The organism is Parasphingopyxis sp. (assembly GCF_052168275.1).
Classification (GTDB): Bacteria; Pseudomonadota; Alphaproteobacteria; order Sphingomonadales; family Sphingomonadaceae; genus Parasphingopyxis.
Genome location: NZ_JBQLZM010000079.1, coordinates 1 through 16,942 on the forward strand (window position 1 = coordinate 1; position 16,942 = coordinate 16,942).

Genomic DNA, 16,942 nt, shown 5'->3' on the forward strand with positions numbered 1-16,942 from the left:
CTCGCCCGCAGCCCGCGAATCCGCACCGATCGCCGTCGCCTCGTCCGCTTCGGCCACCACATCCGGCGATTTCAGCGTTGCCTGGTCCTCGCCCGGATAGGCGAGCTTGCGCATGTCGGTCGCGGTCGCGCCGGGATCGACGATGGCGACCTTGAGCGGCGCGAGATTCTTGACCTCCTCGCCATAGGCGGTGACCAGCGTGTCGAGCGCGGCCTTGGACGCGCCATAGGCGCCCCAGAAGGCGCGGGGGGCGGCCCCGACGCTCGACGTGACCGCGATCAGCCGGCCGGCCGCGCTCTTCCTGAGCAGCGGATCGAACGCCGCGATCAGCGCCTGCTGCGCGGTGAAGTTGAGCGTCATCACCTCGGACAGTTCCTTGGCCTCGATCTGCGCGACCGGGGTCAGCGAGCCGAGGATCGCGGCGTTGAGCACGAGGATGTCGAGCGCGTCCCAGCGTTCGCGGATCGCGGCGGCGAGCCGGGCGATGCTGTCGCCGTCGACCAGGTCGAGCGGGGCGATCGTCGCGTTGCCGCCCGCCTCGTGGATCGCTTCCTCGACTTCCTCGAGCCCGCCGACGGTCCGCGCGACGAGGATGACATGCGCTCCCTCGGCCGCCAGCGCCCTGGCCGTGGCCGCGCCGATCCCCCTGCTGGCGCCGGTGACGAGGGCCAGTTTTCCGTCCAGTTTTCGGGTCATCTAGTTCCGCTCGTCCTCAGCTTGTCGAAGGATCATGTCACGCGTTCGGCGAGCAGCGGCAGCTGGGTGACGTCGGCCAGGCCGTCATGGTCGGTCAGCGGCGTCGGATATTCGCCGGTGAAGCAGGCGTCGCAGCTCTGCGGATGCGCGTTGTTCCGGCCGGGCTCGCCGAGCGCCCGGTAGAGGCCGTCGATCGAGATGAAGGCGAGGCTGTCCGCGCGGATATAGTCGCGCATCCCCTCGACATCGTGCTGGGCGGCGAGCAGCTTTTCGCGCTCCGGCGTGTCGACGCCGTAGAAGCAGCTGTTGGTCGTCGGCGGGCTCGCGATCCGCATATGGACCTCGGCCGCGCCGGCCTCGCGCATCATGTCGACGATCTTGGTGCTCGTCGTGCCGCGGACGATCGAATCGTCGATCAGCACGACCCGCTTGCCCTCGATCAGCGGGCGGTTGGCGTTGTGCTTGAGCTTGACGCCGAGATGGCGGACCTTGTCGCCGGGCTGGATGAAGGTGCGGCCGACATAGTGCGAGCGGATGATGCCGAGTTCGAACGGAATGCCCGATTCCTGCGCATAGCCGATCGCCGCGGGGGTGCCGGAATCGGGGACCGGGATGACGAGATCGGCCTCGACGCCGTTCTCGCGGGCCAGCTCCACGCCGATCTGCTTGCGGACCGAATAGACGGACTGGCCGTCGACGATCGAATCGGGGCGCGAGAAATAGACATGCTCGAAGATGCACGGGCGCGGCGCGGTGGGCGCGAAGGGGCGGTGCGTCTTGATCCCGCTGTCGTTGACGACGATCAGCTCGCCGGGCTCGACCTCGCGGATGAACTCGGCGCCGACCACGTCGAAGGCGACGCTTTCGGACGCGAAGATGATCGCCCCGCCGTCTTTCGGCCCGAGCCTGCCCATGACGAGCGGGCGGATGCCCAGCGGGTCGCGGCATCCGATCATGCCTTCGGGCGTGAGGCAGACGAGCGAATAGGCGCCTTCCAGCTGCTTGAGCGCATCGATGAAACAGTCGAGCAGCCGCTTGAAGCCGGACGTCGCGACGAGATGGATGATCGTCTCGGTGTCGGAGGTCGACTGGAAGATCGAGCCATGCTTCACAAGGTCCTGGCGCAGGGTCCAGGCGTTCGAGATATTGCCGTTATGGGCGACCGCGAAGCCGCCCGAAGCAAGCTCGGCATAGAGGGGCTGGACGTTGCGCAGCCCGCTTTCGCCGGTCGTCGAATAGCGGACATGGCCGCAGGCCGCCTCGCCGGGCAGCTGGCGGATGATATGGTCTTCGTCGAAATTGCCCGCGACATGGCCGACCGCGCGGTGGCTGTGAAACCATTTTCCGTCGAAGCTCGTGATGCCGGCTGCTTCCTGCCCCCGATGCTGGAGCGCGTGGAGCCCGAGCGCCACCACGGCGGATGCGGTATCGGCGCCCCAGATGCCGAATACGCCGCATTCCTCGCGCAGCTTGTCCCCGTCGTCGGAGATTGGGTCGAACGGATCAGTGGTCAGCATAGCGACTCCGGCACCATGGTCGGTCACGTGCGGCATATAGGGAGGGGAATCGTATTTGTCTCGTCTTTGTCATAAAGCGTTTGGGAATCACCGGAATCCAGTCTGGGAAGGCGGAACGAGATTATGGCCGACGACCGCGAGACCGGGCTGACGCTCGACCCCAAATTCGACGCCAGCGGCCTGCTGACCGCGGTGGTCACCGACAGGGCCAGCGGCGGCGTGCTGATGGTCGCGCACATGAATCGCGCGGCGCTCGACCGGACGCTCGAAACCGGCACCGCGCATTTCTGGTCGCGCAGCCGGAAGACGCTGTGGCAGAAGGGCGAGACCTCGGGCAATCTCCTCCACGTCGCCGAGGCGCGGATCGATTGCGATCAGGATGCGGTCTGGCTGATCGTCGATCCGGCGGGCCCGGCCTGCCATACGGGCGAGACGAGCTGCTTCTACCGGCGCATCGAGGACGGGAGCCTGCACCGTCTCGACTAGCAAAGGCCGCAATTCCGAAATAGTGTTTCCCAATGACGTAGCGTCATCGCTTGACGTTAACGTGAACGTTAGCTAAGAGGGGTTCATGGCAAGAGCATTACCGCAAGCGGGCATCGATACGCCCGACGAAAAGAATCGCGAAACCTATTCGATCTCCGATCTGTCCGAGGAATTCGGCGTAACGCCGCGCGCCTTGCGCTTCTATGAAGACGAAGGACTGATCTCGCCGGAGCGTCACGGGCTGACCCGGGTCTACGCCAAGCGCGACCGTGCGCGGCTCGCCTGGATCCTGCGCGCCAAGCGTGTCGGGTTCAGCCTGGCCGACGTCCGGGAGATGATCGATCTCTACGATCTGGGAGACGGCCGCACCAAGCAGCGGGCGGTCACGCGCGAGAAATGCAGGGAGCGGATCGAGGCGCTGAAAGGCCAACGCTCCGACATCGACTCGTCGATTGCCGAACTCGAGGGTTTCCTCGAGCTGCTCGACGAAGTCGAAAGCGAATAACGCACCCCTTTATTCAGTACAGGAATTCACCATGCCCACTTACACCGCGCCCGTTCGTGACAGCCAGTATGTCCTGAACCATATCGTCGGTCTCGACCGCTATTCGAACCTTCCCGGTTTCGAGAACGCCACGATGGAGATGGCCGATGCGATCCTCACCGAAGGCGGCAAGTTCTGCGCCGAGGTGCTGTTTCCGCTCAACCAGGTCGGCGACGAACAGGGCTGCACGCGGCATGCGGACGGCTCGGTAACGACGCCCGACGGCTTCAAAGAGGCCTATCGGCAGCTGGTCGAAGGAGGCTGGACGACGCTGACGGGGCCGGAGGAATTCGGCGGACAGGGCTTGCCGCACGTCCTCGGCACCGCGATCGAGGAATATATGATCAGCTCGAACATGGCCTTCGCCATGTATAACGGTCTGACCCTGGGCGCGACCGCCGCGATCATGGCCAAGGGATCGCAGGAGCAGAAGGAAAAATACGTGCCCAAGATGGTCTCGGGCGAATGGGGCGGCACGATGAACCTGACCGAGCCGCATTGCGGTACCGATCTCGGGCTGATCCGCACGAAAGCCGAACCCCAGGCCGACGGCAGCTACAAGGTGTCGGGCACGAAAATCTTCATTTCGTCGGGCGAGCACGACCTGACCGAGAACATCATCCACCTCGTTCTGGCCAAGACGCCGGACGCGCCCGACAGCGTGAAGGGCATATCGCTCTTCATCGTCCCGAAATTCCTCGTCAACGACGACGGATCGCTGGGCGAGCGCAATGCCGTCCAGTGCGGCTCGATCGAGGAGAAGATGGGCATTCACGGCAATTCGACCTGCGTCATGAACTATGACGGCGCGACGGGCTGGCTCGTCGGCGAGGAGAATAAGGGCCTTGCCGCGATGTTCATCATGATGAACGCCGCGCGCCTCGGCGTCGGCGCGCAGGGCCTCGCGATCGGCGAAGTCGCGTTCCAGAATGCCGTCGCCTATGCGCAGGACCGCCGCCAGGGCCGGGCGCTGACCGGCCCCGCCGATCCGGACGAGAAGGCCGATACGCTGTTCGTCCATCCCGACGTCCGGCGGATGCTGATGGAAGCCAAGGCCTATCTCGAAGCGAGCCGCGCGCTGTGCATCTGGGGCGGCCTCCAGGTCGATCTCGCGCACAAGGCGCAGACCGAGGAAGAGCGGCAGATCGCCGACGACATGATCTCGCTGCTCACCCCGGTCATCAAGGGTTTCGTCACCGATCTCGGCTACCAGATCGCGACCCAGTCGCAGCAGGTCTATGGCGGGCATGGCTACATCCGCGAATGGGGCATGGAGCAATATGTCCGCGACGCCCGGATCGCGCAGATCTACGAAGGCACGAACGGCATCCAAGCGATGGACCTGGTCGGCCGCAAGCTGGCGCAGAATGGCGGTCGGGCCATCCAGGCATTTCTCGCGATGGTCGGCGAGGAAGTCGCCGAGCAGAATGACGACGAGAGCGTGAATACGGTCGCGACCGCGCTCGAAAAGGCCAATGGCGAGCTGCGCGGCGCGACGATGTGGCTGATGCAGAACGCCTTCGCCAATCTCAATCATGCCGGCGCGGCCGCCTATAACTATATGCAGCTGATGGGTATCGTGACGCTCGGCCTGATGTGGTTGCGCATGGCCAAGGCCAGCGCCGCGGCGACCGAAGCCGGCGCGGAGGACAAGGCGTTCCACAAGACGAAGCTGGTGACGGCGCGCTTCTTCGCCGAGAAGATCATGCCGGATGCGGCGGGTCTGCGCGCAAAGATCGAGGGCGGTTCGGACAGCCTGATGGCACTCGAACCCGACATGTTCGTCGCGGCCTAGCGAGCCTGAAAACACGACCAACGGTGCGCATATGGCGTCTGGTTCGACCGGTTTGATCCGGGCGGGCTGGACGCCGCGTCGCGTCTCGCCGTAAACAATCCGGCGAGATAAGGGGGAGGAAGCAGCTTTGTCGACGCGCCTGAAATGGATTCTCGGAATACTGGGCATCGTTGCCGCAGCCGCGCTCGGCTATGTCGGGACGATGCAGCTCGGGCTGGACCACTATCAGAGCGGAGAACCCGAAAGCTCCGGAAGCGACGGCGATCTCGCCGATATGAGCCCCGGCGAGCGGCTCTGCGCGTCCCAGAACACCACGGATTCCATCCGCCGGCGGATCTTCGCCCGCGCGCGGACGGCGAGTTCCGACGACGGCGCGCTGCTCTCCCGGCTCGAAAGCGGCACGGTGGCGCGCATGGAAAATCCCCGCCTCATCGATTTCGACGAGGGCCTCGAACAGGCGCGCTGCGAGGGGCGGCTGATCCTCGAACTGCCGCGCGGCACCGAACCCGCCTTCAACTACAGCCGCCGGCTGAATGCGAGCCTCGAATATATCGCCCAGCCCGCGCCCGACGGGCGCGGGACGATCTACCGGATGAGCGGTGCCGACGACCTGATCGACCGGCTTGCCGATGCGGATCTCGTGACGCTCCGCGCCGATCCGGAACCGGAGGACAAGCCCGAGGACATTCTGACGGACGGCGACAAGGACGAGTTCGATCCGGAGTTCGACGAACCGGCGCCCGGCGATCCCGGTTTCGAGGACAGCGATCTTCTGCCGCCCGAGGATCTGCTCCCTCCGGCGATGCAGGAAGACGGACTCAAATAGCCGCTCAGGCCGGGGCGTCTGCCGGCCACCGGAAATCGAAGCGCGTCTCGCCGGTCGTCTCGCCGTCGGGATCGTATCGCCGCTCGACGATCGACCCATGCCCCCGATGGTCGACGGCGACGACGGTGCTGCACCGGGTGCCGTATACCGGATTGCGGATGAAGATCGGGCTGTGCCGTGCGCGGCCCGGCTCGACCTGCGGCGCATCGTCGGCGCGCAGGGCATCCAGCAAGGCCCGGTGATCCGTCCCGCTTCCGTCCAGCCAGTCCCCCAGCAATGCCTTGATCCGCTCGGTCTTCGGCCAGCTATCGTCGAAGGCGCCGTTGGACAGGCCGTAAATGCCGGGATCGAGCCGGTGGCGCGCCGCGCTCGGGCGATTGGTCAGCAGCCGGGCCCTGCCGGCGTCGACCGCGATGACGTTGAAGGGATTGAAATCGTCGAGATCGCTTTCGGCCGGGTCCGCATAGGCGCCGTCGCCGCTCAGGAGATCGGCGATCAGCGCGCCGCGCGACGCCTTGCCCGGCTGCGGTCCGCCCGGGTTGGCGACATTGGTCACGACCGCGAACCGCCGCTCTTCGGAAATGCCGAGCCAGGTCCCGCCTGCCTCGAGATCGCGCCCGGCGATGATCTGCGGCCGGTCGCTCCAGCGATCGAGCGGCGCGGCAGCGCGGGCGTGCAATTCGTCGCGATTGCCGATCAGAACGAGCTGCCAGCGCGGATCCGCGGACCAGGCGAAGGCCAGCACGCACATGGAAAGCCGGACCCGCCGCCTATTCCTCGGGCAGGAAGTCCGGCACCGAGAGATAGCGCTCGCCGGTGTCGTAGTTGAAGCCGAGCACCCGGGCCCCGCTGCCGATCTCGGCCAGCTTCTGCTTGATCGCCTGCAGGGTCGCGCCGGAGCTGATGCCGACGAGCATGCCTTCCTCGCGGGCGGCCCGTCGCGCCATGTCCTTGGCGTCGTCGGGATCGACCTGGATCGCGCCGTCGATCGCCTGGGTGTGGAGGTTGCTCGGCACGAAACCCGCGCCGATGCCCTGGATCGGGTGCGGGCCGGGCTGCCCGCCGGAAATGACCGGCGAGAGGGTGGGCTCGACCGCATAGGCCTTCATCTCGGGCCAATGCTGCTTCAGCACCTCGGCGCAGCCGGTGATGTGACCGCCCGTGCCGACGCCGGTGATCAGCAGGTCGATCGGACTGTCGGCGAAATCGGCGAGGATTTCCTCGGCCGTCGTCCGCACATGCACGGCGACATTGGCCGGGTTGTCGAATTGCTGGGGCATCCAGCTGTTGGCGTCCGCCGCGACCAGTTCCTGCGCGCGTTCGATCGCGCCCTTCATGCCCTTTTCCTTCGGCGTCAGGTCGAATTGCGCGCCATAGGCGAGCATAAGCCGCCGGCGTTCGATCGACATGCTTTCCGGCATGACGAGCACCAGCTCATAGCCCTTGACGGCCGCGACCATGGCAAGCCCGATCCCGGTATTACCCGAGGTCGGTTCGATGATCTTGCCGCCCGGCTTGAGCGCGCCCGACTGCTCGGCATCCTCGACCATGGCGAGCGCGATCCGGTCCTTGATCGAGCCGCCCGGATTGGCGCGTTCGGACTTGATCCAGACTTCGGTTCCGTTCGGGGCGTCGCCGAACAATCGCTGCATGCGGATATGCGGGGTATTGCCGATCGTTTCGAGGGTGTTTGCGGCCTTCATGTCGTCTTCTCCTGCAAGGTCTGCGCGGGACGATCGTCGTCCAGATCGTCAGGCGGATCGAATGTCTTGGTCGTACGTAACGCGGGAAACCATGCTGTCCACAATAGCACCGTCGCTATCGCGCCGATACCGCCGGAGACGACCGCGGCAACCGGCCCGATGATCCAGGCCAGGGTGCCGCTGAAAAAGTCGCCGAACTCGTTCGACGCGGAGATGGTGAGCAGCGACACCGAGGACACCCGACCGCGCTTGTCGTCGGGCGTATGGAGCTGGATCAGCGATTGCCGGATATAGACCGAGAACATGTCGGCCGCGCCCACGACGAACAGCGCCGCGAGCGACAGCGGCATCGAGGTCGAGAAGCCGAATACGACCGTGGCGAGCCCGAACACCGCCACCGCACCCAGCATTTTTGGCCCGACATTGTTCTTCAGCGGCTTGAACGAGAACCAGAGCGCGGTCAGCGCCGCGCCGACGGCCGGGGCGGCGGCGAGCTGGCTGAGGCCGGTCGCGCCGACTTCCAATATGTCGCGTGCATAGACCGGGAACAGCGCCGTCGCCCCGGCGAGGAACACCGCGAAGAGATCCAGCGTGATTGCGCCGAGCACCATCTTGTTGCGGCGGACATAGCGCAGGCCGTCGATGACCTGGCCGACGGGCCTTTTCGCGCCGGTGATCGCGGGTTTCGGGACATGGCCGATCAGGCTCAGCGCGACGAAGGACAGGCCGAGCAGCCCGAAGGTCGCCGCATAGGGCAGGGCGGGATTGACGACGTAGAGATAGCCGCCGATCGCCGGGCCGACGATCATCCCGGTCTGCCAGGCGATCGAACTCAGCGCGATCGCGTTGGGGAGGACGGCCTTCGGCACGAGGTTCGGCGCCAGGGCGCTGAGCGCCGGCCCCGCAAAAGCGCGCGCGATGCCGAGCAGGATTGAGATCCCGAACAGGACCGGCAGGGTCATCGCACCGGTCCATGTCGCCCCGCCGAGCGCCGCCGCGCACAGCGCCTGCAGCGCCACCGTGACCCGTGCTACCGTCTTCCGGTCGAACCGGTCCGCGGCCAGCCCGGCAAAGGGCGTGAGCAGGAAAAGCGGCACGAACTGGAGCAGCCCGATGATCGCCAACTGGCCCGCCGCGCCGCCGACGCTCATCCCGCCGTCGCGCGCGATATTGTACGCCTGCCAGCCGATGATCAGCATCATCGCGTACTGGCCGAGCGTCATCGCCAGCCGGGATGTCCAATAGGCGCGGAAATTGTGGATGCGGAACGGATGCGGGGCGTCGTCCATCACCGCCCTCTAGGCGGTACGGCGGCGGATCGGCAAGCGAGGCGGTGTTTCATGGACGAAAGTACAGCTTGGCTGCTATCGACCCGAAACGCGATTGCCGAACGCGCAAACGCGATACCGGATTATGGAACCGGCGGAGGAGGCGAAGAATGCGACGACTGATGGCAATGACCGCGGCGGCAACGCTGTTGGCCGGGTGCGGCGGAACCGACGAACCGGCGGATCCGCCGGCTGCGGAAACCGATGCAGCGGCACCGGAAGCGCCCGGCGCCGGGCTGTTGACGCCCGAGGGCTGGGGACCGCTGCGCATCGGGATGTCGCGCGACGAGGTCACGGCGGCGGTGGGCGGCAAGGCCGATCCGGACGCGATGGGCGGGCCCGAGCCCGAACTGTGCGAGGAATATCAGCCCGCCGATACGCCAGAGGGCCTCTACGTCATGATCGAGCAGGGCAGCCTCGTGCGGATCACGCTGGCCGGCGACACCGAAGTCCGGACGCCCGAAGGAATCACCGTCGGCGACAGCGCGGACCAGGTGCGCGCGGCCTATGGCGACGAACTGCGCGCGATGCCGCACACCTATGTCGAGGCGCCGGGCGAGTATTTGACCACCTGGACGGCCGGCGAGATTACCGACAACGGCACGTCTGATGAAAATGCGCGTGGTATCCGGTACGAAATCGGCGAGGACGGCACGGTCCAGCTCATTCATGCCGGCGGGCCGGCGATCCAGTATGTGGAGGGCTGCCTCTAGGGCGAAGCGTGCCGCCCGGCGCTAGATCCCGACGACGCGGTTGCCGTCGACGATCGGCGATCCGCGGGTGATCAGCACGCGCGTCCCGATCTCCGCTTCGTTGAACAGCAGTTCGGCGAAATCGTCGGGAATGCCGACACAGCCGCGCGACGCATAACCTTCCTCGACCAGGCTGCCATGGATCGCGATTCCGTCATTGGTCAGCCGCATCATGAACGGCATCGGCACGAAATAGATGTTGGAGATATGATCCCGGTTCTTCTCGGTGATCGTGAAGCTGCCGGTCGGCGTCGGCGTGTCGTCATGCCCGTAGAGGATGACGGCGCGGCCGATTTCGTAGCCGCCGCGATAGGCGTAGAGCCGTTCGGCCTCGAGATCGACGATGATCCGCAACTCGCCGTCCGGCACGCCTTCGTCGTTCCAGGCATATTCGCCGAACGCCATGTCGCCGTCGACGGTCAGGGGGCTGGTGATGCGAAAACCGGGTTCGGCATCTTCCAGCGCCGCACCGTCGTCGAGCGAGGCCGGCGTGAACATCGGTTCGGCCGGCGCTTCGTCGGCGGGCGGGAGCGCCGCTTCGGCGACCGCCATTTCCATCTCCGCCGGCTCGGTTTCGGAACAGGCCGACAGCAGCTGCGAGGCACCGGCGACGAGCGCGGCGGCGGCCAGCAGTTTGAACCCGATTCCCATTTTCGACGCCATGAAGACAACTCCCGTGCAATGGGGAGTTTGAACCATCTTAACGCCTTGGTAAGCAAGACGGTTCGGGCCTTGTTTACCATGATTTCCCGGCGAAACGGCTCGGCCGGGTTAGGATATGCGGTTACTGTCCCGCAATGGAACGGAAATCGCGGTCAGGCCAGCTCGACGAAGCTGTCGAGCACCCGCTTCCGCCCGGCTTTCTCAAATTCGATCTCGAGCTTGTTGCCCTCGATCTCCTCGACCGCGCCATAGCCGAATTTCTGGTGGAAGACGCGCTGGCCGATCGCGATGTCGGAGCGCGGTTTCGCGGCGAAGCTGGCGGCGCTGCTCTTGGCTTCCATCACCTTGGTCGCCCTGGGCAGCGATCCGGCCGCCGCCGCGCGCTGCCAGCCCGGGCCGCGTTTTCCGGCGCGGGCGACGTTGGAGAAGGGATCGGATTGTTCGGACCAGTTGGCGCGCCAGAGCGATTCCCCGCCGGTCATGCTGGTCTCGGCCTCGACATGGTCTTCGGGCAGCTCGCCGATGAAGCGTGACGGGATGGAACTCGTCCACTGGCCGTAGATCCTGCGGTTCGCCGCATGGACGATATGGCATAGCCGCCGGGCGCGGGTGATCGCGACATAGGCGAGGCGGCGCTCTTCCTCGAGGCTCTTGTTGCCGCCCTCGTCGAGCGAGCGCTGGGACGGGAAGACGCCGTCCTCCCATCCGGCGAGAAAGACCGTGTCGAATTCCAGCCCCTTGGCGGCATGGATCGTCATGATCGTCACTTTTTCGGAATCGCGGTCGGCGTCATTGTCCATGACGAGGCTGACATGCTCGAGGAAGGAGCCGAGCGTGTCGAACTCCTCCATCGCGCGGGTCAGTTCAGTCAGGTTTTCGAGCCGTCCCGCGGCGTCGGCCGAGCGGTCGTTCTGCCACATCGCGGTATAGCCCGATTCGTCTAGCACGAGCCGGGCCAGTTCGGGGTGCGGCAGGTCGTTCGCCATGTCGCGCCAGCGGGCGAAATTGACCATCAGATCGCCGAGCGGCTTGCGGGCGCGCGGCGTCAGCTCGTGGGTGTCGACGATGCGCGCGGCGGCGAGGCTGAGCGGGATATTCTCGCGCCGCGCATGGCCGTGGATCATGCCGACCGCCTTGTCGCCGAGCCCGCGTTTGGGCGTGTTGACGATCCGTTCGAAGGCGAGATCGTCCGCCGGTTGCACGATCACGCGCAGATAGGCGAGGGCGTCGCGGATCTCCTGCCGCTCGTAGAAACGGAAACCGCCGACGATCCTGTACGGCATGCCGATCTGGATGAAGCGATCCTCGAATTCGCGGGTCTGGAACTGGGCGCGGACGAGGATCGCGACATCGTCGAGACTGCCGCCCTGCACCTGATGCGCCTCGATCTCCTCGCCGACGCGGCGCGCTTCCTCGGGACCATCCCAGACGCCGATCACCTTCACCTTCTCGCCGTCGCCCGCCTCGGTGTGCAGCTCCTTGCCAAGCCGGCCGCTATTATGGGCGATCACACCGCCCGCTGCCGACAGGATATGCTGGGTCGATCGGTAATTCTGCTCGAGCCGGACGATCTTCGCGCCCGGAAAATCCTGCTCGAAACGCAGGATATTGGCGACTTCCGCCCCGCGCCACGAGTAGATCGACTGATCGTCGTCGCCGACCACGCAGATATTTTTGCGTTCCTGCGCGAGCAGCCGGAGCCATAGATATTGGGAGCTGTTGGTGTCCTGATATTCGTCGACCAAGATATATTTGAACCGCTGCTGGTACATTTCCAGCACGTCGCGATGCTCCTTGAGGATCACGAGCATGTGCAGCAGCAGGTCGCCAAAATCGCACGCGTTGAGCGTTCTCAGCCGGTCCTGATAGGCCTGGTAGAGCTGCTGGCCCTTGCCGTTGGCATAGGCCTCGCTCTCGTCGGTCGTCACGTCGGCGGGCATCCAGCCGCGATTCTTCCAGCGATCGATGAGCCCGCCGAGCAGCCGCGCCGGCCAGCGTTTCTCGTCGATCTCGGCCGCCTGGATCAGCTGCTTGAGAAGCCGCAGCTGATCGTCGGTATCGAGGATTGTGTAATTGCTCTCCAGCCCGACAAGCTCGGCATGGCGGCGCAGCATCTTCGCGCCGATCGCGTGGAATGTGCCGAGCCAGGGCATGCCTTCGACGTCTTGGTCAAGCGCCCGGGCGACGCGTTCCTTCATCTCGCGCGCGGCCTTGTTGGTGAAGGTGACGGCGAGGATCTCGGACGGCCAGGCCTTGCGCGTCCAGATCAGATGGGCGAGCCGCGCCGTCAGGCAGGCCGTCTTGCCGGTGCCGGCGCCCGCGAGCACGAGCAATGGCCCTTCGGTCGTCAGGACCGCCTCGCGCTGCGGCGCGTTGAGCGCGCGCAGATAGGGCGGTTCGGGCTGCTGGACGGCGGGTTCGGTCACCCGTGAACAGTTAGGGAACAAGGGCAGGGCGCGCAAGCGTGGCGTCCGGCTTCCTACTTTTGCCCGACAATCGATGATAGGAGAGGGTTTCGGGGGCGATTTTGAACGGAGTCGCGCACATGATCCTGTATCGCCTTCTCATCCTCTTGTTCGTCCTCCCGGCGGCGCCGGCATTCGCCCAGCCCGTCGACTGGTCCGATGCCGAAACCGTGACGGTCACGCTGTCGAGCTTCGAATTCACCCCGGAAACGATCGCGATCGAGCATGGCCGGCCCTATCGGCTCGTGTTCGTCAACCGGTCCTCGGGCGGGCATAACTTCGTGGCGCGGGAGTTTTTCAGAACCGCCCGGATGCCGACGGAAGACCGGGCCCGGCTTGATCGCGGCCGGATCGAAGTCGATAGCGGCGAGCGCGCGGAGATCCGCGTGTTCCTCGCCGAACCCGGCCGCTACGACGTGCATTGCTCGCACTTCATGCACAGCGTGTTCGGGATGACCGGGGATATCGTCGTCCGCTGACCGGTGCGATCGCGGCTACGCGGCCCGCGTTTCGAGCTTGAAGAAATTCCTGGCCTTTTCGCGCCAGTAATTCTTCCCGTAACCCGGATAGTCCCTGAGGCTCGCCCATTCGATACCGGCGGTCGCCGCCAGCGCGCGCGCCAGCTGTTCGTTGTCCATGGTCAGATTTTCGTCCCGTCTCATCGTCCTGCTCCCTGCGACGGACTATTCCGCCGACAGGGCTTTCTCGCAGAGGCCGGACGCCGGCGCTGTGACGGCGGGCACAGGATTTGCGCATGGCGGATCAGGCGCGCAACAGGCTGACCTGTGTCTTGCCGAACGTCCGGACGGTGTCGATCTCCAGTCCGGTGTCGGGGATGGTCGCGCCGCGCTCGGTCTCGATGCCGATCCAGCAGCCCGGCGCGATCCAGCCCCGATCCCGGAGGCGCCGCACCAGTGTGGCGGCGAGGTCCCTGCCGTAAGGCGGGTCCATGACGATCAGGTCGTACGCCTTGTCTGCAACGGGGACGTTTTCCGCCGCCTGCGCCAATATGTCGGCGGGCGCGTCCAGCGCGGCGACGTTCGCCGACAAAGCCTTCAACGCCTGCCGGTCGCGCTCGACAAAGGTGCAGTGCGCCGCGCCGCGGGACAGCGCCTCGAGCCCCAGAGCGCCGCTGCCCGCGAACAGGTCCGCGACGCGCAGGCCCTCGAAACTTCCGAGCCGGCTCGCCAGCATCGAGAACAGGGCCTCGCGGACGCGGTCGGTCGTCGGGCGGGTCGCCGAGCCGGGCGGCGCTTCGATCTTCCGACCGCGCCACCGGCCGGCGATGATCCTCATTTCAGCGATTGCCGGAATTTGACGAGATCGTGCTGGCGCACCTGCTCGACACCGCCCTTGGGAATGTCGCCGAGATAGAAGGGGCCGTAGGCGGTGCGGATCAGCCGGCTGACCTGGAGGCCGAAATGCTCGAGCACGCGGCGGACTTCGCGATTCTTTCCCTCGGCCAGTTTGAGCTCGATCCACTGGTTGCGCCCGGTCCGCCGCTCGAGATTGGCGTTGATCGGGCCGTAGCGGACGCCGTCGATCGTGATGCCGTTGATCAGCCCTTCGAGCTGCTCCTGGCTGATGTCGCCAAAGGCGCGCGCGCGGTAGATGCGCTCGACGCCGGAGGAGGGCAGTTCCATCTGCCGCTTCAGCCCGCCATCGTTGGTCAGCAACAGCAATCCTTCGGTATTCAGGTCGAGCCGGCCGATCGGCATCAGGCGCGGCAGACCCTTGGGCAGCTTGTCGTAGATGGTCGGCCGGCCCTTGGGATCGCGTTCGGTCGTCAGGACGCCGGCCGGCTTGTGGAAGCTGTAAAGTTTGGCGGGGATGGGCTGCCCGACCGGCTGCCCGTCCAGCGTCACGCCGTGCAGCGATTTGACGAGCGTCGCCGGCGTATCGAGCGTCTTCCCGTCGATCGCGATCCGCCCCGCCGCGATCATCCGCTCGACCTCGCGCCGCGACGCGACACCGGCCCGGGCGAGCAGTTTCGCGATGCGCTGGTCTTCTCGTTTAGTCTGGGCCGGGGGCATCGGGACCCTGTAACGGGTTTTGGTCGGATTGCGAACAGGCGATGAGATCGAACCGGAATTGCCCGGCAATATCCACCTGGCCGCGCGGGTTCCGCCCCCCTCCGGTCGCCGCTGCCGGCGTTCGCCGGACCTCGGCAACGGGCGAAGCGTGAATAACGGGCTATCCACGGCGATTTTTGGCGCTAGGTTCGCGCCGAAACAGGGCGGGACGTGAATTATGGTCGATATTGCTGAGCGCGGAGTAAGGCTTGGGCCGATCAGGGAATTCATTCTCGCGCTTTTTCCGTCGCCGGTCCGCCCCGGCGTTCGGCCATATCTGGAAAACGCTCCGCTCGCGGCGCTGTTTCTCGGCATGTCGTCGGGCTTTCCCTTCGCGATGATCGGCGCGACGCTGACGACGCGCCTCGCCCAGGACAATATCGAGAAATCGGCGGTCACCGCCTTCGCGCTTACCTTCCTCGCCTACAACCTCAAATGGGCCTGGGCGCCGATCATCGACAAGGTGCGGATTCCCGTGCTCGGCCGGATCGGCCAACGGCGGTCCTGGCTGATCGTCATCGGCGCCGCCGTGATGGGCGCGGTGGCGCTGCTCGGCAATATCGATCCGACGGCCTCGCTTCCCGCGGTGGCGTTGGCGGCGATCCTGGTCGGCGTATTGGGGGCGACCTTCGACATCGTGATCGACGGCTACCGGATCGAGCTGCTCGAACCCGAACAGCTCGGCGTCGGTTCGGGGATGAGCCAATATGGCTGGCGGATCGGCGCCGCGGTCGCCGGCGCGCTGGCACTGGTCGTTGCGGCCCGGATGGGCTGGGGCGCCGCCTATATCGCCTGCGGCTTGCTGGCGTTGCCGGCGGTCATCACAGGGCTGGTGATGGGCGAACCGACCCGCAAGATCGAGCGCAGCTGGCCCGAATTCATGACCCGCACCCCTTATGCGATCTTCATCCTGAGCTTTCCGCTCGCCTATGCCGGCGGCGTCGGGCTCGATCGCTGGCTCGGCGTCGAGATACTGAGCCTGATGGTGATCGTCGGCTATGTCTTTCCGCTGTTCGACCTGACCGCGCGGCGCGCCCGCGACATCGGCTGGTCGGGGCATGTCAACTGGCTGCTGGTCCCGCCGCTCGCGGCGCTGCTCTCGATCCTCGTTTTTGACTGGGCGACGGTGTCCGGATGGCTCGGTGGCGGGGCCTTCGTCCTGTATCCGCTGCTCGCGCTGGGCGCCGCGATTATCGCCTGGCTGTGCATCACGCCGACGCTTACCGAAGGATCGACCCAGTCCAAGGTCGTCGGCCCGCTCGTCGAGTTTTTCAGCCGCGAGGGCGCGATCATCGTCCTCGTGTTCGTGCTGCTCCACAAGATCGGGGATACGCTGGCCAATCTGACGTTCCGCCTGCTGTTCGAGGATCTCGGCTACACCAATGACGAGATCGCGATCTACGATGTCGGCGTGGGCTTCTGGGCGCTGCTCGCGGGCATTTTCGTCGGCGGTATGCTCTACGCCCGGCTCGGCATGAAGATCTCGGTGCTGATCAGTCTCGTGCTGATGGCCGTCTCCAATTTCAGCTTCGCGGGACTCGCCGCCATCGGGCACAGCAATATCGGCATGGCGCTGGCGATCGGCTTCGAGAATTTCGCGAGCGGGATCGGCGGGGTGGCGGTCGTCGCCTATCTTTCGGCGCTCTGCAATCTCAAGTTCACGGCCACGCATTTCGCGTTGCTGTCGGCGGCGGCCAGCATCCTCGGGCGGTTCCTGACGGGCACCACGGCCGGCTCGCTGATCGAGGCGATGGGCTATGTGAATTTCTATCTGCTCACGACGGCGGCGGCTTTTCCTGGCGTCATCCTCTTCTGGTGGATGATGCGGTCGGGCCTTGTGGACCGATCGCTGGGCACGGCCGGGTCGGAGGCGCCGGACGCCGTGGAAGATCGCGGCTAAGGCGCGAGCGGCCGCCCCATCGCGGCCAGACTCTCGCTCAGCGCGATGGTGGTCGCGACGGCCATCGACGACTTTCCGGTGTCGAGCAGTGGAGCGATATGGCCGTCGGCACCGGCCGGGTCGCCGATCGCCGCCAGCAGCGCGTGTTCATGGGCCGTCATCCGCGGTGCGCAGCATGGCGCGACGATCACATTG

Annotated in this window: 17 protein-coding genes and 1 pseudogene; 7 read left to right on the forward strand and 11 right to left on the reverse strand. The window is 65.8% G+C overall.

All coding sequences use genetic code 11. The features are described from left to right. Positions 1–696: SDR family NAD(P)-dependent oxidoreductase (locus ACTS1X_RS07270; protein ID WP_442613721.1), on the reverse strand; the 696-nt coding region annotated here is incomplete at its 3' end. 32 nt (positions 697–728) lie between these two features. After that, the gene (gene purF / locus ACTS1X_RS07275; RefSeq protein WP_442613737.1) at positions 729–2,213 is read right to left on the reverse strand and encodes an amidophosphoribosyltransferase; all 1,485 of its coding nucleotides are present in this window, start codon (positions 2,211–2,213) and stop codon (positions 729–731) included. Between the two features lie 123 nt (positions 2,214–2,336). On the opposite strand from purF, the gene hisI reads away from it, so the two are divergent. The 4 genes from hisI (at position 2,337) to ACTS1X_RS07295 (ending at position 5,864) form a co-directional block, all read left to right on the forward strand. Continuing rightward, a complete protein-coding gene (gene hisI, locus ACTS1X_RS07280) occupies positions 2,337–2,699 on the forward strand; it encodes a phosphoribosyl-AMP cyclohydrolase (protein WP_442613722.1) in 363 nt (120 codons plus the stop codon). An 85-nt stretch (positions 2,700–2,784) separates the two neighbouring features. Next, positions 2,785–3,204: a MerR family transcriptional regulator gene (locus ACTS1X_RS07285; protein WP_442613723.1), complete on the forward strand. Its 420-nt coding sequence runs from the start codon at positions 2,785–2,787 to the stop codon at positions 3,202–3,204. 31 nt (positions 3,205–3,235) lie between these two features. Then, positions 3,236–5,038: an acyl-CoA dehydrogenase C-terminal domain-containing protein gene (locus ACTS1X_RS07290; protein ID WP_442613724.1), complete on the forward strand. Its 1,803-nt coding sequence runs from the start codon at positions 3,236–3,238 to the stop codon at positions 5,036–5,038. A gap of 127 nt (positions 5,039–5,165) precedes the next feature. After that, the gene (locus tag ACTS1X_RS07295; protein WP_442613725.1) at positions 5,166–5,864 is read left to right on the forward strand and encodes a hypothetical protein; all 699 of its coding nucleotides are present in this window, start codon (positions 5,166–5,168) and stop codon (positions 5,862–5,864) included. A gap of 4 nt (positions 5,865–5,868) precedes the next feature. On the opposite strand, the gene ACTS1X_RS07300 is transcribed toward ACTS1X_RS07295, so the two are convergent. From ACTS1X_RS07300 to ACTS1X_RS07310, 3 genes are read right to left on the reverse strand one after another with little or no spacing between them, the layout of a single operon-like run. After that, the gene (locus tag ACTS1X_RS07300; protein ID WP_442613726.1) at positions 5,869–6,615 is read right to left on the reverse strand and encodes an NRDE family protein; all 747 of its coding nucleotides are present in this window, start codon (positions 6,613–6,615) and stop codon (positions 5,869–5,871) included. 19 nt (positions 6,616–6,634) lie between these two features. After that, positions 6,635–7,567 (reverse strand): cysteine synthase A, encoded by a 933-nt coding sequence (cysK, locus tag ACTS1X_RS07305; RefSeq protein WP_442613727.1) that lies wholly within the window; start codon positions 7,565–7,567, stop codon positions 6,635–6,637. Next, positions 7,564–8,856, reverse strand: a complete 1,293-nt coding sequence (locus ACTS1X_RS07310; RefSeq protein ID WP_442613728.1) for an MFS transporter — start codon at positions 8,854–8,856, stop codon at positions 7,564–7,566. Before ACTS1X_RS07310 ends, cysK begins: the two co-directional genes overlap by 4 nt. Positions 8,857–9,005: 149 nt before the next feature. Between ACTS1X_RS07310 and ACTS1X_RS07315 the strand changes: the two genes are divergently transcribed. Further along, complete coding sequence (locus ACTS1X_RS07315) at positions 9,006–9,608, forward strand: hypothetical protein (protein ID WP_442613729.1); 603 nt, start codon at positions 9,006–9,008, stop codon at positions 9,606–9,608. Between the two features lie 21 nt (positions 9,609–9,629). Here ACTS1X_RS07315 and ACTS1X_RS07320 read toward each other — a convergent pair whose 3' ends face one another. Both ACTS1X_RS07320 and ACTS1X_RS07325 read right to left on the reverse strand, forming a co-directional pair. Continuing rightward, positions 9,630–10,310: a L,D-transpeptidase family protein gene (locus ACTS1X_RS07320; RefSeq protein WP_442613730.1), complete on the reverse strand. Its 681-nt coding sequence runs from the start codon at positions 10,308–10,310 to the stop codon at positions 9,630–9,632. 152 nt (positions 10,311–10,462) lie between these two features. Beyond that, the gene (locus tag ACTS1X_RS07325) at positions 10,463–12,736 is read right to left on the reverse strand and encodes an ATP-dependent helicase (RefSeq protein ID WP_442613731.1); all 2,274 of its coding nucleotides are present in this window, start codon (positions 12,734–12,736) and stop codon (positions 10,463–10,465) included. Positions 12,737–12,855: 119 nt separating this feature from the next. Here ACTS1X_RS07325 and ACTS1X_RS07330 point away from each other — a divergent pair, with 119 nt between their 5' ends. Beyond that, a complete protein-coding gene (locus ACTS1X_RS07330; protein WP_442613732.1) occupies positions 12,856–13,254 on the forward strand; it encodes a cupredoxin domain-containing protein in 399 nt (132 codons plus the stop codon). A 15-nt stretch (positions 13,255–13,269) separates the two neighbouring features. Here the strand turns inward: ACTS1X_RS07330 and ACTS1X_RS07335 are convergent, their stop codons facing one another. From ACTS1X_RS07335 to ACTS1X_RS07345, 3 genes are all read right to left on the reverse strand, one after another. Beyond that, positions 13,270–13,437, reverse strand: a complete 168-nt coding sequence (locus ACTS1X_RS07335) for a hypothetical protein (RefSeq protein WP_442613733.1) — start codon at positions 13,435–13,437, stop codon at positions 13,270–13,272. A gap of 100 nt (positions 13,438–13,537) precedes the next feature. After that, on the reverse strand, positions 13,538–14,071 hold the full coding sequence (rsmD, locus tag ACTS1X_RS07340; RefSeq protein ID WP_442613734.1) for a 16S rRNA (guanine(966)-N(2))-methyltransferase RsmD: 534 nt from the start codon (positions 14,069–14,071) through the stop codon (positions 13,538–13,540). Next, positions 14,068–14,976 (reverse strand): pseudouridine synthase, encoded by a 909-nt coding sequence (locus ACTS1X_RS07345; RefSeq protein ID WP_442613735.1) that lies wholly within the window; start codon positions 14,974–14,976, stop codon positions 14,068–14,070. Before ACTS1X_RS07345 ends, rsmD begins: the two co-directional genes overlap by 4 nt. Before the next feature lie 49 nt (positions 14,977–15,025). On the opposite strand from ACTS1X_RS07345, the gene ACTS1X_RS07350 reads away from it, so the two are divergent. Next, complete coding sequence (locus tag ACTS1X_RS07350; protein WP_442613736.1) at positions 15,026–16,747, forward strand: AmpG family muropeptide MFS transporter; 1,722 nt, start codon at positions 15,026–15,028, stop codon at positions 16,745–16,747. Here the strand turns inward: ACTS1X_RS07350 and ACTS1X_RS07355 are convergent. After that, a pseudogene (locus tag ACTS1X_RS07355) lies at positions 16,744–16,942 on the reverse strand (DUF6628 family protein); the annotation flags it as partial. The gene ACTS1X_RS07350 and the pseudogene ACTS1X_RS07355 sit on opposite strands and share 4 nt — an antisense overlap.

Bases quoted from the DNA above. Each gene is read 5' to 3' on its own strand.
- purF (WP_442613737.1), bottom strand. From the start codon at position 2,213: ATGCTGACCACTGATCCGTTCGACCCAATCTCCGACGACGGGGACAAG.
- hisI (WP_442613722.1), top strand. From the start codon at position 2,337: ATGGCCGACGACCGCGAGACCGGGCTGACGCTCGACCCCAAATTCGAC.
- ACTS1X_RS07285 (WP_442613723.1), top strand. From the start codon at position 2,785: ATGGCAAGAGCATTACCGCAAGCGGGCATCGATACGCCCGACGAAAAG.
- ACTS1X_RS07290 (WP_442613724.1), top strand. From the start codon at position 3,236: ATGCCCACTTACACCGCGCCCGTTCGTGACAGCCAGTATGTCCTGAAC.
- ACTS1X_RS07300 (WP_442613726.1), bottom strand. From the start codon at position 6,615: ATGTGCGTGCTGGCCTTCGCCTGGTCCGCGGATCCGCGCTGGCAGCTC.
- cysK (WP_442613727.1), bottom strand. From the start codon at position 7,567: ATGAAGGCCGCAAACACCCTCGAAACGATCGGCAATACCCCGCATATC.
- ACTS1X_RS07310 (WP_442613728.1), bottom strand. From the start codon at position 8,856: ATGGACGACGCCCCGCATCCGTTCCGCATCCACAATTTCCGCGCCTAT.
- ACTS1X_RS07315 (WP_442613729.1), top strand. From the start codon at position 9,006: ATGCGACGACTGATGGCAATGACCGCGGCGGCAACGCTGTTGGCCGGG.
- ACTS1X_RS07320 (WP_442613730.1), bottom strand. From the start codon at position 10,310: ATGGCGTCGAAAATGGGAATCGGGTTCAAACTGCTGGCCGCCGCCGCG.
- ACTS1X_RS07330 (WP_442613732.1), top strand. From the start codon at position 12,856: ATGATCCTGTATCGCCTTCTCATCCTCTTGTTCGTCCTCCCGGCGGCG.
- ACTS1X_RS07335 (WP_442613733.1), bottom strand. From the start codon at position 13,437: ATGAGACGGGACGAAAATCTGACCATGGACAACGAACAGCTGGCGCGC.
- rsmD (WP_442613734.1), bottom strand. From the start codon at position 14,071: ATGAGGATCATCGCCGGCCGGTGGCGCGGTCGGAAGATCGAAGCGCCG.
- ACTS1X_RS07350 (WP_442613736.1), top strand. From the start codon at position 15,026: ATGGTCGATATTGCTGAGCGCGGAGTAAGGCTTGGGCCGATCAGGGAA.